The following is a 17543-nucleotide window of genomic DNA, read 5'->3' on the forward strand; positions in this document are numbered from 1 at the left end:
GTCAAAACGCGGTGCCTGGCACCATCAAGGCCATCAAAGTGGACCCTCACAGGTCTTGGCACCACAAAAATCTCCCTTCTTCTGGTAAACTTAATGAAAATGAAAATACATAGATAGGATGGGATACGATGACTGCTCGAAAACTGCTGATCGCTCAAAATGTTGATGCTGCTTATGTTGAAAAAGTGCAGGAAGTGATACCGGAATGGACCATTGTGACCGGCAAAGATAAGGAAGTATGGCAGAAGGAAGCTCCCGATGCTGAAGTGATTGCCGGATGGAAAAAAGGGATGGAGGATTACACCCTTGACAGTGAAAATTCATCTATAAAATGGGTGCAAACGTGGAGTGCCGGGGTAAACAGCCTTCCATTAGACAAGCTATCCAGCAACAATGTGCTTCTGACCAGTGCCAACGGGGTTCATGCCTTCCCGATTTCTGAGACCATTTTCGCTCTCATGCTCGGGCTGACCCGCAAAATTCATACGTATGTCCGCAACCAGCAGTCCAAAACATGGGATCATTCCAATCTTAAGCTTGAAATTCACGGAAAGACGATCGGCATCCTCGGTACAGGTGCGATCGGAAAAGAAACGGCAAAGATTGCAAAAGCGTTTGGCATGAGAGTTCTAGGTATGCGCCACTCCGGAAAACCCGAAGAATATATCGATAAAATGTATACATCTGATAAGTTGCATGATCTGCTGCCTGAATGTGATTATGTGGCAGTGACGCTCCCGCTTACAGAAAAGACCCATCACCTTCTTGGCCAAAAAGAGTTTCAGCTCATGAAGAACTCTTCTTTCTTCATTAATATAGGACGCGGTGATATCGTGGTCGAAGAAGAGATGATTGAAGCGCTGAAGAACGGTGAAATTGCCGGAGCCGGGCTTGATGTGTTCGAGACCGAACCGCTCGGAGATAACAGCCCGCTTTGGGAGATGGAAAATGTCATCATTACTCCCCATACCGCCGGATCCACACAATATTACGACCAGCGTGTGATCGAGGACATCTTGATTCCTAACATAAAGGAATATGTAAACGGAAAGACACCTTCCATTAACGCTGTTGATTACAAGAAAGGCTATTAATCCATCACTAAAGAGGTCCTATTCAAAAGGACCTCTTGCCACATTTACAATTATGTAACTGCCCCCTCTACGCCGGAATCCATTAACTTAGGCCCCTATAAATAAAAAAGAGATGGATCTTCTCCATCTCTTTCTTCATTTAAAATCCTTCCACGTATAATCAACCGACAGCACACCTGCTGGCACCCTTCTATTCAGCGAAGGATCCTCCTTTACCGCCAGCTCCGGCTTCTTAAAGCAAACAAGGCTTTTATGAAAGCCAAACTTTTGGCATACTTCTGGCCTTGCCGAATAGATGCCGCACTTGTCCTGCTCCAGATCATAAAAGATGCACGTTCCGTAGTAGCGTTTCTGGTTCTCCAGCTCGCTCCGCAGTTTCCGCGGCATGGTCTTCACTTTCTTTTTTATTTTTTTGAGCTCTGCTTCTGTTATGGCAACCGGTCCGCAGCATAGTCCTCTGCATCCCTTGCATGGCAGCGTGTTCTCCATCCGCATCCTCCTCCTCAGCCAGGTACCCCGTTAGGCCGAACTTTCTTTCAGCCCATTAATTTCCACAAAAATCTGTCGAATCCTTTTTTGATTTGTTTTTTGTGTTTTTGGTGCCAGGCACCGCGTTTTGACATATGTCAAAAAGGGGTGCCTGGCACCACTCCCCGCACTTTCTTTTATCTTCAAAATAATTCAAAAAAATCTATAAATTTCTAGGTCTTTCGTGATATATTAATCTAGCAGTGCAAAAAATTGAAAGGCTGTGAATCTATGTCGTTTACACGCTCGTTCAAGAAGTTATTGGCATCATCACTTGCAGTCGGACTTGTATCATCCCAATTAGCCAGTCCAACGCTCGCCGCTTCTAAACCTGCTAAAAAACCTGCTCCAAAAGTACCATTTGAAATATCTGCACCATATGTGGATTTCTCAAAAGGCACGAAAGCTTCTGTAACGGTTACCCCTAAAAAAGGGAACCCGGGTAAAGAAGCTGTCGTTTTTCAGCTTATGAAAGGCAAAACACCCGTTTCACAAGCAGCAGTAGAAACAGACATCAAGAAAAGCTCCAATTTTTCTGCTTATTTCGATTCAAAAAACCCAACCTACTGGGTACAGGTATTTGTCGTTAAGAATTACAACGGCAACACCAGCAAGTTTGGCACGAACCTCGCAACACCGGTATCAACATCACCTACTACACTTCGCATCATGGAAACAACAGATATCCATACCAATCTAGTAGCTTATGATTATTACAAATCCGCTCCATCTGACGTCGTCGGCCTGTCCAAAACGGCAACTCTCGTCCAGGAAGCACGCGATGAAGTAAAGAATAACGTTCTTGTCGACAATGGAGACTTGATCCAAGGAACTCCACTCGGAACGTATGCAGCGAAAGTCAACCCACTTAAAAAGGGTGCAGTCCACCCAGTCTATAAAGCTATGAATCTCATGGGCTATGACATTGCTACGTTTGGAAACCATGAGTTCAACTACGGCTTGGATTTCCTGCAAAATGCGGTCAGGGGTGCGAAATTCCCTTACATCAATGCCAACATCTATAAAAAAGACAAAGACAGCAACCCGAATAATGATAAAAACGAATTCACTCCATATAAAATCGTTACGAAAAAAGTGAAAGACCAAACCGGTAAAACAGCCACTGTAAAAATCGGTTACCTTGGTCTTGTAGCGCCGCAGATCATGGATTGGGATAAAAACAACCTTGAAGGCAAAGTAACTGCCCGAGGAGTCGTCGAAACTGCACAAAAATTTGTACCGCAAATGAAAAAAGCCGGTGCAGACGTTGTGGTTGTTATGGCTCACTCTGGTTTCAATGGCGACATCAAGAACAGCGAAGATACGATTTATGCCTTGAGCAAAGTGTCTGGAGTCGATGCAATTACGTTCTCTCATACGCACAAAGTTTTCCCTGCAGCCGATGAAAAATCGCTGGATGCGCTTTTTAAAGACGCACAAGGAAATGTCCTTCCTGGCGTGGATAACGCAAAAGGAACGATTAACGGTGTAGCTGCTGTTCAAGCCGGCTATGGCGGAAGCAACCTTGGAATCATCGATCTTAATCTACAAAAAGTAAAAGGAAAATGGAAGATCTACAATACGCAATCCTCCACAAAAGCCATTTTCAATAAAAACACAGGGTACAAAGCTGACGAAGATCCGGAAATCGTTGACGCGGTAAGAAAAGATGTAAACGCAACAATCAAATACGTCAACACGCCAATCGGTAAAACAACGGATGATATCTACAGCTACTTCGCACTTGTAAAAGACGATCCTTCCGTACAGGTCGTAACGAACGCGCAAAAATGGTATGCGGAAAAATACATCGCAGCCAACAAACCGCAATACAAAGACCTGCCAATTCTATCTGTAGGTGCACCATTTAAAGCAGGACGAAACGGTGTGGAAGAATATACAGAGATCAACAAAGGCGACTTGACGATCCGCAGCGCCGCTGACCTGTATCTTTATGACAACACCATTAAAGCAATTAAAGTAAAAGGGTCTGACATCAAGCAATGGCTTGAAATGTCAGCAGGCAAGTTCAACACGATCGATCCGAACAAAGCAGGAGAGCAAAAGCTGCTTAATGATACTTTCCCTGTTTACAACTTCGATGTGATCGACGGTGTAACGTATCAAATCGATGTTACAAAACCAGCTCGCTATGACGTAAGAGGCGTGAAAATTTCGGATTTCAGCCGTATCAAGAACCTGAAATTCAACGGCAAGTCGATCGATCCGGACCAAGACTTCATCGTTGTGACAAACAACTACCGCGCATCAGGCGGCGGAAACTTCCCTGGTATTAAAGGTGCGGAGTATGTCATTGACTCTACAGAAGAAAACCGTCAAATCTTGATGGATTACATCACAGAGAAAAAGGAGATCACTCCTACGGCTGACAGCAACTGGTCAATCGCACCGATCCAAGGAGACGCAGACGTTACGTTTACTTCTTCTCCAAACGGAGCAAAGTACCTTACTCCGGACAGCAAGATCTCTTACACTGGAAAAACAGATGATAAAGGCTTCGGCATCTACAAGTACAACCTAAAAGGTGAAAAACCTGAGGACTTCAAATTGTCCATCATGCACACGAACGATACACACGCTCACATTGATAACGTGGCAAAACGCATCACGGCGATCAAAGACGTGCGTGCTGCAAAGCCTAACTCTTTATTGATCGATGCAGGCGATGTTTTCTCGGGTACCCTTTACTTTAACGAGTTCAAAGGACAAGCAGACCTTGATTTTATGAACCTTGCAAAATACGATGTAATGACATTCGGGAACCATGAATTCGATCTAGGCGCAAGCCCGGAGGGACACAAAGCGTTATCCGAATTTGTAAAAAAAGCAAACTTTCCTTTTGTCAGCGCAAACGTAGACTTTTCGCAGGACAGCCTGTTTAATGGCCTGCAAACGAAAAAGATCAGTGCAGCGCCGCAAAACGGAAACATCTACACGGGAATTGTTAAAGAAGTAAACGGTGAGGAAGTTGGAATCTTCGGGCTGACCACTGAAGAAACGAAAGACATCTCAAGCCCAGAAAAAGTTCAATTCCAAAACTACTTGGAACAAGCACAAAAGGCAGTACAATCATTTGAAGACCGAGGTATCGACAAGATCATCGCAGTAACTCATATCGGCTATGACGACAATCCTGCGTACGACAATGACCTTGAGCTTGCTAAAAGAGTGGATGGCATTGACGTGATCGTAGGCGGACACAGCCATACACAGCTTAATGCACCAGTTGTTGTATCCAAAGACGAAGACGGCAAGGATAAAGACTCCACTGTTATCGTTCAAACGGGCCAATACAGCGATAACCTTGGTACATTGGATGTTGATTTTGACCAAGACGGAAAAGTAGTAAAAGAAGAAGGCAAACTAATTAAACTCGCTGACCAGAAGGATGATCCTGAAGCAGCGGAAATGCTTAAGAAATACTCTTCAAAGATTAATGATTTGAAAAACACGTCAACAGGAGCAACTGCGGTAAACGCCCTTCCAAATCCTCGTTCTTCTGATGGCGGAGAGAGCGTACGAAGCAACGAAACTGCTCTGGGCAATCTAATCACAGATGCCATGCTTGATAAAGCGAAACAATTAAATGATAAAACTATGATTGCGTTCCAAAATGGCGGCGGAATCCGTGAAGCAATTAACGCAGGCTACATCACGCTAGGAGAAGTACTTACAACTCTCCCTTTCGGCAACACACTGGCAACAATGAAACTGACTGGAGCTGAAATCAAGCAAGCGCTTGAACACAGCGTAGACCAATCACCGAAAGAGAGCGGCGCATTCCTTCATATGTCAGGAATGAAACTGAAATATGACAGCAGCAAACCTGCTGGACAGCGCGTTGTTTCTGCTGAAGTTGAGGAAACAAAAGGTCAATTCACTGCTCTTGACCCAGCAAAAGAATATGTCGTGGCTACCAATGCCTTTACCGCAAAAGGCGGAGACAACTTCGAAGTGTTCAAAAAAGCCTACGAAGCCGGTAAAGTTACCGACCTAGGATTCTCTGATTGGGAAAACCTAAGAGATTATGTAGCTAAACTCAAAACAGTGGACCCTAAAGTTGAGGGCCGTATCGTAGACATAGCGAAGAAATAATTAAAAATAAGTGCCAGGCACCGCCATTACACACTTGTGTAATGAGTGGTGCCTGGCACCATTTTAATGATGGCTTCGAGCATCAACAACGGTGCACTGTGGTACGCCCCTCCTGATCATTTTTTTCGCCTCATCAAAAGGAATTCTCACAAACACCGCCCGGTCAAAATTATCTTCAACATCAAACAAAGCAAACGCCTGGTTTTTATTGATAAAAATACATTGAAACTCTACATTTACACCCTCTGTTGCTACCGGAATGCTATTTTGAATCTGACAGAATTCCAATCCAGCATCGTGGAGCTGCATAGCGGTTTGCTGATCTATACGAATGATCACATATACTGATAGCTCAACACTTGGAACCGCCGACTCTATTTCTACTACTGCAAAAAAGCGGTTTTTGAGTACTAACAGGCAATTGGCGCCAATTTCAAATACCTCTTCATTTGTCATAGTACCCATAGTGCCCATGGTGCCCATAGTTCCCGTATTGCCACTATTGCATGAATTGCACGTATTGCTCATCACATTCATATCGCTAATTTGATAATCGAACATCTATATCCCTAACTTTCCTATAAAAATTTTAATTTCCGAATGGATGCACGCTTGTCCAACCGGCCTGTTCTGAAAATGAAAAGGGCCGTAGAAAAACCACCTTGCATCCTTCACTGTCTAGCATATTCAGATAGAGGACAAGTGCTACTAAAATAGTACGATCACCTATTAAGTGCTGCAAAAACAGTACTGTATCCCCTTTTATGACCGCCATAGATTTATAATCATAGATAGCTGCTATACCCATAATTTGAGAACACATAAAGGCTGGCCATATTAAAGGCCAGCCTAAGATTTTATTTAATAATATCGGTGTAATCCATAAATAAAGCTTTGTTCCCTAAGACCGCCGCCTGCAATATAAATACATTAACAGGACTGAACCAGGAGATGAATAATGGTAGAAATGATTCCAGGTAAACTGTATATTGGTGGTCTAATCAGGAGTGAAGATTGGGGATTTATTCAACAGAATATCACAGCCATTATTAACTTAAGAACAACTCCTGATGATCCTCCGTTTGACTTTTCTGGACGTGTAATGATTTGGGCTCCGTTGACGGTATATTATGCTCCGGATATCCAGTGGGTAGTAAAAATGATGAACCAAATGAACCAATTGCTTGATTCAGGGTACCGTATTCTCGTTCATGATACAGCTGGCTATCAGCGTTTGGGATTTTTTATAACCGCCTTTTTTATGCAGAGATTTAACCTAGAGCGTGATCAGGCAATTGCAATGGTGCGGCAAAGAAAACCTGATCTAGATCCCCCTCCAAATTACATGGAGCTATTAAAATCATATGGTGTTTATCTAAAACAACAATAAGGTGCCAGGCACCTCCCTTACACACTTGTGTAATGAGTGGTGCCTGGCACCTTTAAATGGTGGCACCTTTAAAAATAATTAGCGGTTTCGAGCATCAATTACTGTGCATTGCATGGCGCCTCTGCGGATTAAACGCTTCGCTTCAGCGAGTGAGATCTTAACGAATACAGCTTTGTCAAAATCATTTTCCACATCAAACAAAGCAAAAACATTGCAGCCATCAATAAACACACATTGAAACTCTACCGTAATTCCTTTTCTCGCGCGCGGAACTGTTCGTGTTACTTCACAAAAATCAAGACCAGCGTCATGAAGTTTCCGTGCAGTGACTTCATCCGTACGAACGATTACATATACACTGAGCTCCACATCTGGAACAGCAGATTCAATTTCAATGACAAGAAAAAACTTATGGCCCAGCACCAACAAGCAATTGGCCCCGATCTCAAAAATCTCTTCTGTCGTCATTTTGCTTAAATTGCTTAATTTATTTAAATTACTTATGTTCCCCATCTTACCAACCCTTTACCGTAAAAGTTACATAGAGAATAAATGCCATGCTTGTCCAATAAGCGGCTACCCCTTTCCTATGTCAGCACTTCAGCATCATTCAATATCTAGCTTATTCCGTAAAGGTACAATTGCTACTAAAATAGTAAGTTAACCTATTAATATTAAGAATCTTTACTAATTCGCCGAATATCATTTATAACCCAATTGATAGCCTCTTCTCACCATTGTATCGCTCGTTTTTGTATGTTTATTAATTTTAAGTTCGGGAATTTCACCTAACCTTTTCAGCAAAACTTTGTTATCCATTTATTCTCCTCCAAACATACTAATGATAGAACTAATCTATTTAATACGAGCACCTTCCCATTATTCTTCTTAAATAAAAAAAAGCCCTCGCAAAACGCAAGAGCAATCAAATATTATACACTCGCCACCTGCAAAAGGGTCAACCCCGACTCCTTCAAGTTCAGCGGCAGGTAGCCTTCTACCTCGAGGATCGGCTGGTTAGGCCTATCCGGGAACACATGGCGGATCTCCGCTGTTTTCCCATTGCGCAGCGGAATTTTTCTTTCTTTCAGAGCTTCCATCAAGTAGTTGGCAAACGGTATGACCACATCAATATCCAGCCGATTTCCCCGTGCATCCTTAATGAGCTCATCCACGGCAAAAAAGATCGACCGATTGTCTTTATAAACTCTTCTGGAGCAGATGGCATCAAACGTATCCGCCACAGACAGGATCCGGACTAAAAATGGAATGTGCGAAGACACTTTATTCGGATACCCCGTTCCATCCAGCCGTTCATGATGCATCAGTGTACCAAGTAGAATTTCCTGAGGGATACCCGCTTCTTTTAAAAGATTGTAGCCATACTGCGGATGCCTTTTCATGATCAAAAATTCCTCGTCCGTCAATCGTCCTGGTTTGTTCAGAATCGCCGGGTCGATCTTGAATTTGCCGACATCATGAAAGATACCCATCTGTGCAAGCATGTTTTGTTCATTCTTGCTCAGATACAGCACCTGGCCTATTTTTCTTGCGATCAAACCAACATTCAGACTGTGCTGATACAAATATTCATCCTGGCTGAGCTGTTCCTTCAGCTGAATGAGTGAGATGTTGTCCTTGGTGACCAACCCTGAGAAGGCCTCTTTTATACTGGTGGCATCTTCACTCGTTAAGACTTCCTTTTTATAAATGGACGCATACTGCTCTTTCAGCTTTGAAAGGGTCTCTTGGTATACCTTTTTCACTTTTTCTTCCTCTGACAGAGGCTTCTGCCTGATGCTGTCTCTTTTGATCGTTTTCACATCATACTTGGCCAGCAGCCGCATATGAATTTCATTAATGACTGTACCTTTTCGAAGAAGCAAGATATTGCTAGAGGAATACAGATCGTCTAACAGTTCTTGTCCAATTTCAATCTTTACCTGATCCACGTCTCATTTCCCTTCCATTCTTGTTCTATTTGTTTTTATGTAAACCGAACCTGATTTCGTCCGTTTTGTTTTGCTAAGTATAAAGCTTCATCTGCTTTTTTAGTAAAGGCTTCTCCTGAATGGTTGGATAGTGGGCAACTTGCATCGACCAAATACCCATTCCCATCGTGAATGCTCCGCCCCAAAGCCATAAATAGCGCAGTCTTCCTTTTGTTTTATCTATTCGAATTCCTAAATCGAGTGCAGCATAGGACGCTGCACAGGCAATAAATATAGAAAGCAGTAATAATGGCAGCCGATAGTATTCAGTAATCATGTTCATGTTGATAGTAAGTCTCCCAGTTAGTCGTTTGCATAAAAAAGATAGTTATATACCTATTATCGGTCTAATGACCTACACGATTAGTAGATTTTTACTTTTTTGAAGAACTCTCTAATTTTTACAGAAAAAATGATGCTGTCTAATAAGCTGTTAGATCGGATATCTGGAAGCAGTTGATTTCCGTTCCAGGCTGCTCGCTTTCCGCGGGGCGTGCGCTGAACCCCTCGGCGCTTGCGCCTGCGGGTTTCACCTGTCACGCTCGTCCCGCAGGAGTCTCGCATCTTCCACTACAATCAACTTGTCATCGAAGATTTCTAAACAAAAGAAGCTGCTAGAAGGTCAGTCTATGACTTTCTGGACAGCTCCATTATTTTTCTACAATTTAAATTTCGAAACAATATCCTGCAGTTCTTCTGCAAGATTGGTAAGAGATGTGGCTGCTGCGTTTACTTCTTCCATGGATGCGAGCTGTTCTTCTGAAGCCGCGACCACTTCCATGGCGCTTGCGGAAGTTGTACCCGCTACGTTCGACATCTCGGCAACATGGCCGGAAACCTGGCTCACTTCCTCATTGATCTTCTGAGAGGTAGCGGAAATTTCCTTGATTTGCTGCGTTACTTGAACGATCGCATTTAAAATGGTAGTAAACGATTCATTAGTCTTTTGAGCGATTTCTAATCCTGAATCTACTTTTTCCTTCACATCATTGATGGATGTGACCGTATTCTTAGTTTCTTCCTGAATGTGTTTCGTCATGGCTGAGATATCAAGTACAGATTTTCGTGTCTGGTCAGCAAGCTTGCGGACCTCATTGGCCACGACGGCAAACCCTTTACCCGCATCTCCCGCGCGTGCCGCTTCAATCGCTGCATTCAGCGCAAGAAGATTCGTCTGTTCAGCGATATCATTGATAATGTTCAGGATCGAACCGATCTCCACGGAACGCTGGCTTAAGTCATTCAATGCCTGGTCGGTTCCTGCCACCGAGTGATGAATGGAATCCATCTGCTGAAGTGTATCGTGTACAAGCGCCGAGCCCTGCTGCGTCTGTTCGCTCGCATTCTCCGCCAGTTCAAGCACCAAGGCTGCGTTTTCGGAGATCTGCTCAACAGCGTTCTTGCTGTGTTCAACAGACCGGACGGATTCATCCGACATTTTCGTCTGGTTTTCTGCCCCTTCTGAGACCTGCTGAATGGAGGCGGTAATCAATTCGCTTCCTTTCATCGTCTCATCCGCACTCGCCATAAGCTGTTCTGCCGAGGCAGCGACTTGTCCGGACCCGTTTCCGACTTGGGTAATGACCGCTCTTAAGTTATCGATCATCTGCCCAAATGACTGATTTAATTCATACACTTCATCTTTCGTTCGTACCGTTACGCCTTGCACAGCCAGATTCCCATTGGCCACTTCCCCAGCATTTTCGGTAATCCTTTTCAGTGGATCTACAATTCTGCGGGTCATGATAATGGATAGGACAAGGCTTCCGAGAACCAAAATGATAAGAGCAACCATTGAGAAAGTAATCATGCCCTTAATCTTTTCCTTCAGATCCGCCTGCATCCATTCGTACTGATCATTGATCTGCTGCTTCAGCTGATACACATCATTGATTAATCCTTTTGTCCTGAGGGACTGGCGTTTGATCTCTGCCTGGTCACCTTCTTTTACAGCAACATCAGACTCGCTTTTCAGCTCATCGAATTTACTGCCGATCCGTGCAATCAGCTGTATTTGTTTTTTATCTGTCAGCCCTTTTTTCATCTTATTGTAATCAGAATTCAGTGTCTGAAAATCATTGGCCACATCATTCGTATTGCTCGCTGAAATGTTCAGGGAGTAGGCACTTAATGATTTTTCAAGGCTCTTGGCGGAGCTGTTCAGCTCTTCCACCTCTACTAAGACCTTTACTATCTTTTCAGTCGAAGAATTCAGTTTCGTCATTCCGAAAATGTTATAGCCGATGATGATCACTGACAGCAGCAGCGGCACAATCGATATCATTAAAATTTTTGATTTCAATTTCATGGTGTAAACTCCTTCTGGCCTCTACAGCTCGATGTGAATCGTTCCCTGTGAGATGCCTTCCTTTAACTCATTCAATTTGGCTTGCTGCTTGGCGTTTAGATGGATCACACGGATCGGGGCGATGTCGATGCCGCCCTCTTTGATGCCGAGCACGCTGTCTTTTTCTTTTAGATGTCCTGTTTTGGCCATCTGTTTTGCTGCTTGATAGATCGCAACATCCACTTTTTTCACCATCGATGTGGCAATCGCTTTTTCTGCAAGGTAGTACTGGTCCGTATCCACGCCTAAGGCATAAACTCCTGCTTTTTGCGCTTCCAGCAAGGCCCCGACTCCTGTAAATCCAGCCGGCGGATAAATATAGTCCGCTTCCTTAGCGATCATCTTTTTGGCGATTTTTTCGCCGAGTTTGTCATCATCAAACGTTCCCGCAAATTCCGAAATCACTTTCGCCTTAGGATTCAAAGCTTTCATTCCTTGGATAAATCCCTTCTCAAACTTGCGGATCAATGGAACATCCACACCTCCGATGAATCCTGCCACATTGCTTTTCGTCTTCATTCCGGCAATCGCCCCGACGAGGTAGGATCCTTCTTCTTCCTTAAAGGTAATGGAATAGACATTCGAAAGCTTGGATTGAGAATCAATCAATAAAAATTTCTGTTTTGGATACTTTTGAGCAACCTTTTCCAAGTCCTTCTGCATGGAGAATCCAAGTCCGATCACCAGGTTGTTTCCTTCCTTTACAAGTGACTCAATCCCGGCTTCATAGCTCTTGCTTGTGGCAAGCTCGCGATAGTTGAAGACGATGTCCTGTTCGTCACGTGCTTTTTCCAGACCGGCAAACCCTGCATCAGAAAACGACTGGTCCCCGAGTCCCGCATCCGACAGCATGATGCCGATCTTCACTCTTTTTTTAGCCGCAGCGGACTGCGCTTTTTCCATCGAACAGCCGCTGTTAATGAGCAACGCGGCAATTATTGCAAATATCACTGTATATCGTTTCATGTTATTCATCCTTACTCACTAAAATTTACTACTCTAGTATTAACGGCAAAAATTGTCGAATGTTAACAGGAAGAGTAAATGTTGAAATTTTCTTGCAATAATAAAACAAAAAAGCAACCAGGCACAAGCCAAATATGCTTTATTAATTCTGATCGGGGCGCTTACATAAAATTGAGGTTTATTCCCTATAAAAAATAGCATCTCGCGGGATGCTATTTTTGCGTTTACCAGTTAAGGGCCTATTTTTTCAATAGTAATCAACTTGTCCGTATCCACTTCTCTGCTATCTGCATTTAATAGAGAAGGAGGGAGATGTACTATTTCGTTCACCCTATCATCCAAAGAGAGCATATCAAATATGTCTCTCGCCGTTTAAGCCTGCTGTCTTCGCTCTGAGCGATCATTCGCTATTTGGCAATTCGGATACTTTTTTATGATTATCGTTATTTATTTTTATTTTCAATGTTTCTGAATGTTTTGTAGGTGTGAATTCAACATTTGCTAAAAGGGGACCTGCCACTTTTTGTCCACTTTTTTTCTTATTTTGGAGTTCATCAATGTTTTTTACAGTGGTCTTCGCTACTTTAATGGTGTATTTAGTCGTCAAATCCAACTTAACTTTTGCTTCTTTATTTTCATTTGTAATGATGATAAAACTTTTTGGTAATACGGCGGCCTGATCTGTTTCTTTTCCAACAGTTATAACCGTAAGTAAGAAATGCTGATTTTTTTCCTGTGTATTAACAATTTGCAAGGTGATCTCCTTTGACCTCAAATGGTCCTTTCCTCCTGTTGAAGAACAACTTGCTAACAAAATGACAAGCAAGATACGTATAAGGTATTTCAGCATAACTCCTCCTTTTTTCCTATTTTAGATGGTTACATTAAAGTATTAGGAGGTGATGTGAAATATGAAGAAACTTAGCTTTTTATTGTTATGTTTATTCATTGTTGCTCCTCTGTTAACTCCCCTTAAGTCAGCCCCTTTACAACAAGAAAAATTAAGAAGCCCGAGTCAGCTCTATGCTAACATCGATATGCTAAAACTGGAAAAAGACAAAGTTTCGCGATTAAATGAAAAACTTAAAAACGCTAAACTGAAGCCCATAAAAGAATTCAGTGCAAGTGAACGAAAAAAAATAAAAAATATGAAAAATAAATTTGCTTCTGTTAGTTCACAAGGAGACATTCTACAAGGAAAAGATAGTCCAGTTCTTAATAGCGGGATATCTTTTACCAGTTCTGATGTTACTGCACTTGCTGAAGATCATAGAGTGAAAGTGACGGACACGACTACAAGTCCTTACAACGCTATGGCACAAATTGATTTTAAAGATGCAAGCGGCGATTGGTATGTATGTTCCGGAACCTTTTTAAACAGAACAACCGTACTTACTGCAGCTCACTGTGTATTTGATTCATATACTCATAAATTCCATTCCTATTGGTCTGTCTATCAAGGCGATAATGGTACAGTCCTCCCTTATGGCGGATGGTCATCCACCAAAGCTTATGCTCCGATCGGATGGATAAACTCGACTGCTCCTATCGAAGGTGAAATCTATTTAAGAGATGTACAATATGATTACGCAGTCATAAAAATTGACTCCAGCCATTCCTATTATCTGCCTATAAGTTCGACTTCCGGGATTGGAGACTCTATCATTTCATATGGGTACCCCACAGATAAAGGGGAGGGTTCCGGATATAATTATTTATATAAAAGTGCTGGATCCATAACTGATGTTCAATACAATGCAATCATTCATTCTTCGTATGTGACAAGTGGAATGAGTGGTGGGCCAATTTTAAAATCGAGCTCAATTATATCGGTTAATAGTACGTACAATTGGAGTGCCAAGTTCGGTTCAACTCATGTTAATACAATAAATGAATGGAAATCCCTTCCGTACTAGAAATAACCCAGGGAAAAGTAAAAAAGAGCTGCCTCGCTTTTTATGAGTCAGCTCTTCCGCTATTCCAAACAATCGAAAACGTGCTTCTATTAGGTTACAAGAAATACTGCAATTCAGCACGTGATCGAAAGAATGACCCCGGAACAATACCGAGGTCATGTCTCAATTAAACTTTCCATTTTTAAGCATTACAGTTCACCATTAGTTGGTATGCTTCATTTATGCATTACTTCTTCATTTTTATTAGCTTTTTCAATTTCCCTGTAATCCGGTTGATCATTGTAAACGACATAAGGGATACGTTGTTATTACCCGTGTTATACAGATCAATGTATCGGTCAGCGATTCGGATAAGCTGAGGTTCAAAACGGTCAAACTGGGCGGCACTGATTCTTACATTATCATTGACCAGCCGGTAGTACAGATCATATGAGCCATGCTTCTCAAGAAAATACTTCCATGGAAGCTGGAACTGTGAATCATCGAGCTTCTGAAAAAAGATCTTTTCCTTGGATCGCCTGTCCCTCATAAAGAAACCGATATTGGTATTCCACCCTTTCGCATCAAGGAGGATCCTTTGTTCATCACAAGTGACTTGAGAGATTCGAAGATTAGAAATCAGCAGTGATAAGTTCCCCTTGCCCGTGAAATAAATCCTGTTATTGGCTTTCTGGTCTTCAATCGTGCTCTCCACCATCTTGCTGGAAACACGGAACATACTCTCGGTCCCATTGATATCAATAAACTCAACATAGATATCAAAGATACTTGATTCGTTTCGCCGGTCCACTTCACCAGCAGCAGAAAAGCTTCCATCGCCGTTTTCCTCCAGCGGCATCACAATACGATCCGTGACGTCTGTTCTTGATCTGAGTATAACAGTAGCCGTTTCAACGTCAAAGACGTTCGGAATTCTTAACCCGCTTACGGTTAAGTGATGATCCGAATACTGAATGCTTCTGATTTTAACAAAATTCGCCAGCAGCACTTTAATACGATAAAATTCATCGGGAATTCGTTCTGAGCCATCCCTAAAAAAAGGCAGTGCCCAATAATAGTGATTGTTCTCCTCAACGATGGGGCCATTCGGTTCCTCAGAGAGATAAAACAGCAATTCCTCTGTCAGGTTGTTTAAAATCATGTAGATATAAAGATTTCTCAGGACACCCAAGTCGTTGTCATAAACATCTTTTATGCTGCTTAACACGGCTTTTACTTCACGCAGATATACTTCTCTGAATTCCTCATCTTCTGCGATCCCTTTGATCGGAAAGAATAACCTGTCGATGTTTCTTTTCAGAAAAGCGGTTCTTAGTTCTTCATCCTGCAGGCTGTCGAAGTAATTCAATTGATGGTGAAGAGAGCTCATGCGGTCCAGAAAATTTTTAATATCATTCTTCATCTGGGTAATGGATTTGTTATCCGTCTCTTCCTCACGTTTTCTCCACAAATACACCGTGTCTGTAATGATATTGATCTTCTTCGCCTTTGTGAAGGCTTTATGAACCATCGGCCGGTCGGCATAAAGCATCCCCGGAGGCATAAAGCATTCATTATCAATCATGAAGTCGCGCTTATAGATCTTATTCCAATAGAAACCATCGTAAAAGATATCGGGAAACTCCAGAAGATGGTTCACTTCCCGGCTGCTCTTCCAAACATCCCGTTCCCTTTTATAGATAATCTCCTTTTGAATTCCATTGACCAATATATTTGGTTTCCCAATCACGATATCGGAATCTGTTTCTTTCGCTTTTTTATATAGTTTTTCATACGCATCCAAAGGAACGATATCATCGGAATCCATGACCGTAACATACTCGCCGGTCGCACGCTTCATCCCGTTGTTGCCGGCAACCGCACCGCCGCTGTTCTCCTGATGAATCACCGTAATGTTTTCGTACTTTTCTCGGTATTCTTCAAGGATTAAGTGGCTGTTATCCGGGCTGCTGTCATTAACGAGAATGAGCTCAATCCCTTTTAATGTTTGATTCACGAGGGACTCCAGACAATCTCGTAAAAACTCTTCCGTATTATAGACCAGTACGACGACACTCAGTTTGTAGTTATTCATCTTCCTTCACCTAACTCGTATCTGATTATGCTGCAAATTTGATGGACAATCTCTGTTTCCAGTTCCGTATACATCGGCAAACATAAGATGCGTTCACTGACGGAAGAAGCTATAGGCATATCCTGCTTATACTCCGCATAACAGCTGAATTCTGTACACAACGGATAAAAATACTTCCTCGTATATACGTTGTAGTTCTTTAACGATTCATGCAGCTGATCTCTTGTCTCCTGATCGTACAGCAGAATAGGAAAGTACGAATAATTATGCTTCACATTCTCCATGGAATTCGGCAGATGCCTAATCCCTTCAACCGAACTCAAATGCTCGATGTAGGTATCGTGAACGAGTTTTCGTTTATGGATATCTTCATCAATGTTCTGAAGGTTGCTTAACCCCATCGCCGCCTGAAACTCATTCATCTTGGCATTCGTCCCCACATAGTCAACAGAATCAGGAGAAGTAATCCCAAAGTTTTTCAGGGCTTTTAGCTTTGGCGCTAAATCACCATCCCGGAACGACAGCAAACCTCCTTCAATCGAATGGAACACCTTCGTCGAATGAAAGCTGAACATGGATACATCTCCGTAATCGGCGATGCTTCTGCCGTTCACTTCGACCCCGAATGTATGCGCCGCGTCATAGATCACGGCCAGTTTATGCTTTTGAGCCAATTCTTCAATTCTCTCAAGATTGCACGGCAGCCCAAAAACATGAACTGCCATGATCGCACTCGTACGGCTCGTAATGTGCTTTTCGATCTGATCGGTATCGATCGTGAAGTTTTCCATCTCAATATCACAGAAAACAGGGGTCAATCCGCAGTTGACGATCGCATGGACCGTGGACGCGAACGTAAACGGCGTCGTGATTACTTCTCCTGTTATATTCAGTGCCTTGATCGCTGTTTCCAGCGCAAGATGGCCGTTCGTGAACAGCTCAAGGTGATTAATACCCAGGTATCCTCTTAAGCTCTCTTTAAAACGTTCATGCAGCGGTCCGTCATTCGTGAGCCACTTGTTCTCCCAGATTCCCTTAATATACTCCTGGTAGATTTCGAAGTCCGGAAGCTTTGGCTTTGTCACATGGATCGGTTTCTCAATTTTTAATTCAGTAATCAT

14 protein-coding genes are annotated in these 17543 nt (G+C 42.7%); 4 read left to right on the forward strand and 10 right to left on the reverse strand.

Translation table 11 applies throughout. The annotated features are described in order from the left end of the window. Positions 1 to 128 precede the first annotated feature (128 nt). Positions 129 to 1094 carry a D-2-hydroxyacid dehydrogenase gene (locus M1K46_RS02165; RefSeq protein ID WP_256224678.1) on the forward strand — a complete coding sequence of 322 codons (966 nt, stop codon included), beginning with the start codon at positions 129 to 131 and terminating at the stop codon, positions 1092 to 1094. A 135-nt stretch (positions 1095 to 1229) separates the two neighbouring features. Here the strand turns inward: M1K46_RS02165 and M1K46_RS02170 are convergent, their stop codons facing one another. Next, positions 1230 to 1583, reverse strand: coding sequence for a YkgJ family cysteine cluster protein (locus M1K46_RS02170; protein WP_091002740.1), 354 nt, complete (start codon positions 1581 to 1583; stop codon positions 1230 to 1232). A gap of 270 nt (positions 1584 to 1853) precedes the next feature. On the opposite strand from M1K46_RS02170, the gene M1K46_RS02175 reads away from it, so the two are divergent. Beyond that, positions 1854 to 5738, forward strand: coding sequence for a bifunctional 2',3'-cyclic-nucleotide 2'-phosphodiesterase/3'-nucleotidase (locus M1K46_RS02175; RefSeq protein ID WP_256224679.1), 3885 nt, complete (start codon positions 1854 to 1856; stop codon positions 5736 to 5738). A 63-nt stretch (positions 5739 to 5801) separates the two neighbouring features. Here M1K46_RS02175 and M1K46_RS02180 read toward each other — a convergent pair whose 3' ends face one another. Beyond that, positions 5802 to 6299 carry a hypothetical protein gene (locus M1K46_RS02180; protein WP_256224680.1) on the reverse strand — a complete coding sequence of 166 codons (498 nt, stop codon included), beginning with the start codon at positions 6297 to 6299 and terminating at the stop codon, positions 5802 to 5804. A 397-nt stretch (positions 6300 to 6696) separates the two neighbouring features. On the opposite strand from M1K46_RS02180, the gene M1K46_RS02185 reads away from it, so the two are divergent. After that, on the forward strand, positions 6697 to 7128 hold the full coding sequence (locus M1K46_RS02185) for a dual specificity protein phosphatase family protein (RefSeq protein WP_256224681.1): 432 nt from the start codon (positions 6697 to 6699) through the stop codon (positions 7126 to 7128). Between the two features lie 78 nt (positions 7129 to 7206). Here the strand turns inward: M1K46_RS02185 and M1K46_RS02190 are convergent, their stop codons facing one another. The 6 genes from M1K46_RS02190 to M1K46_RS02215 all read right to left on the reverse strand — a co-directional run bounded on the left by M1K46_RS02190 (position 7207) and on the right by M1K46_RS02215 (position 13282). Next, entirely contained in the window at positions 7207 to 7641 is a 435-nt protein-coding gene (locus tag M1K46_RS02190; RefSeq protein ID WP_248253996.1) for a hypothetical protein, read from the reverse strand. Between the two features lie 419 nt (positions 7642 to 8060). Beyond that, positions 8061 to 9080: an HD-GYP domain-containing protein gene (locus M1K46_RS02195; protein WP_256224682.1), complete on the reverse strand. Its 1020-nt coding sequence runs from the start codon at positions 9078 to 9080 to the stop codon at positions 8061 to 8063. 73 nt (positions 9081 to 9153) lie between these two features. After that, positions 9154 to 9402, reverse strand: a complete 249-nt coding sequence (locus M1K46_RS02200; protein WP_256224683.1) for a hypothetical protein — start codon at positions 9400 to 9402, stop codon at positions 9154 to 9156. Between the two features lie 375 nt (positions 9403 to 9777). Continuing rightward, the gene (locus M1K46_RS02205) at positions 9778 to 11427 is read right to left on the reverse strand and encodes a methyl-accepting chemotaxis protein (RefSeq protein WP_256224684.1); all 1650 of its coding nucleotides are present in this window, start codon (positions 11425 to 11427) and stop codon (positions 9778 to 9780) included. Between the two features lie 21 nt (positions 11428 to 11448). Then, positions 11449 to 12432, reverse strand: coding sequence for a BMP family lipoprotein (locus M1K46_RS02210; protein WP_256224685.1), 984 nt, complete (start codon positions 12430 to 12432; stop codon positions 11449 to 11451). A gap of 400 nt (positions 12433 to 12832) precedes the next feature. Beyond that, complete coding sequence (locus M1K46_RS02215) at positions 12833 to 13282, reverse strand: hypothetical protein (protein ID WP_256224686.1); 450 nt, start codon at positions 13280 to 13282, stop codon at positions 12833 to 12835. 61 nt (positions 13283 to 13343) lie between these two features. Between M1K46_RS02215 and M1K46_RS02220 the strand changes: the two genes are divergently transcribed. After that, positions 13344 to 14348, forward strand: coding sequence for a trypsin-like serine peptidase (locus tag M1K46_RS02220; RefSeq protein WP_256224687.1), 1005 nt, complete (start codon positions 13344 to 13346; stop codon positions 14346 to 14348). A gap of 226 nt (positions 14349 to 14574) precedes the next feature. On the opposite strand, the gene M1K46_RS02225 is transcribed toward M1K46_RS02220, so the two are convergent. Both M1K46_RS02225 and M1K46_RS02230 read right to left on the reverse strand, forming a co-directional pair. Continuing rightward, complete coding sequence (locus tag M1K46_RS02225; RefSeq protein WP_256224688.1) at positions 14575 to 16422, reverse strand: glycosyltransferase; 1848 nt, start codon at positions 16420 to 16422, stop codon at positions 14575 to 14577. Continuing rightward, positions 16419 to 17543, reverse strand: a complete 1125-nt coding sequence (locus M1K46_RS02230; RefSeq protein ID WP_256224689.1) for a DegT/DnrJ/EryC1/StrS family aminotransferase — start codon at positions 17541 to 17543, stop codon at positions 16419 to 16421. The genes M1K46_RS02225 and M1K46_RS02230 overlap by 4 nt, the downstream gene beginning before the upstream one ends.

This window comes from Fictibacillus sp. WQ 8-8, from assembly GCF_024494405.1.
In the GTDB taxonomy this organism is placed as follows: domain Bacteria; phylum Bacillota; class Bacilli; order Bacillales; family Fictibacillaceae; genus Fictibacillus_C; species Fictibacillus_C marinisediminis.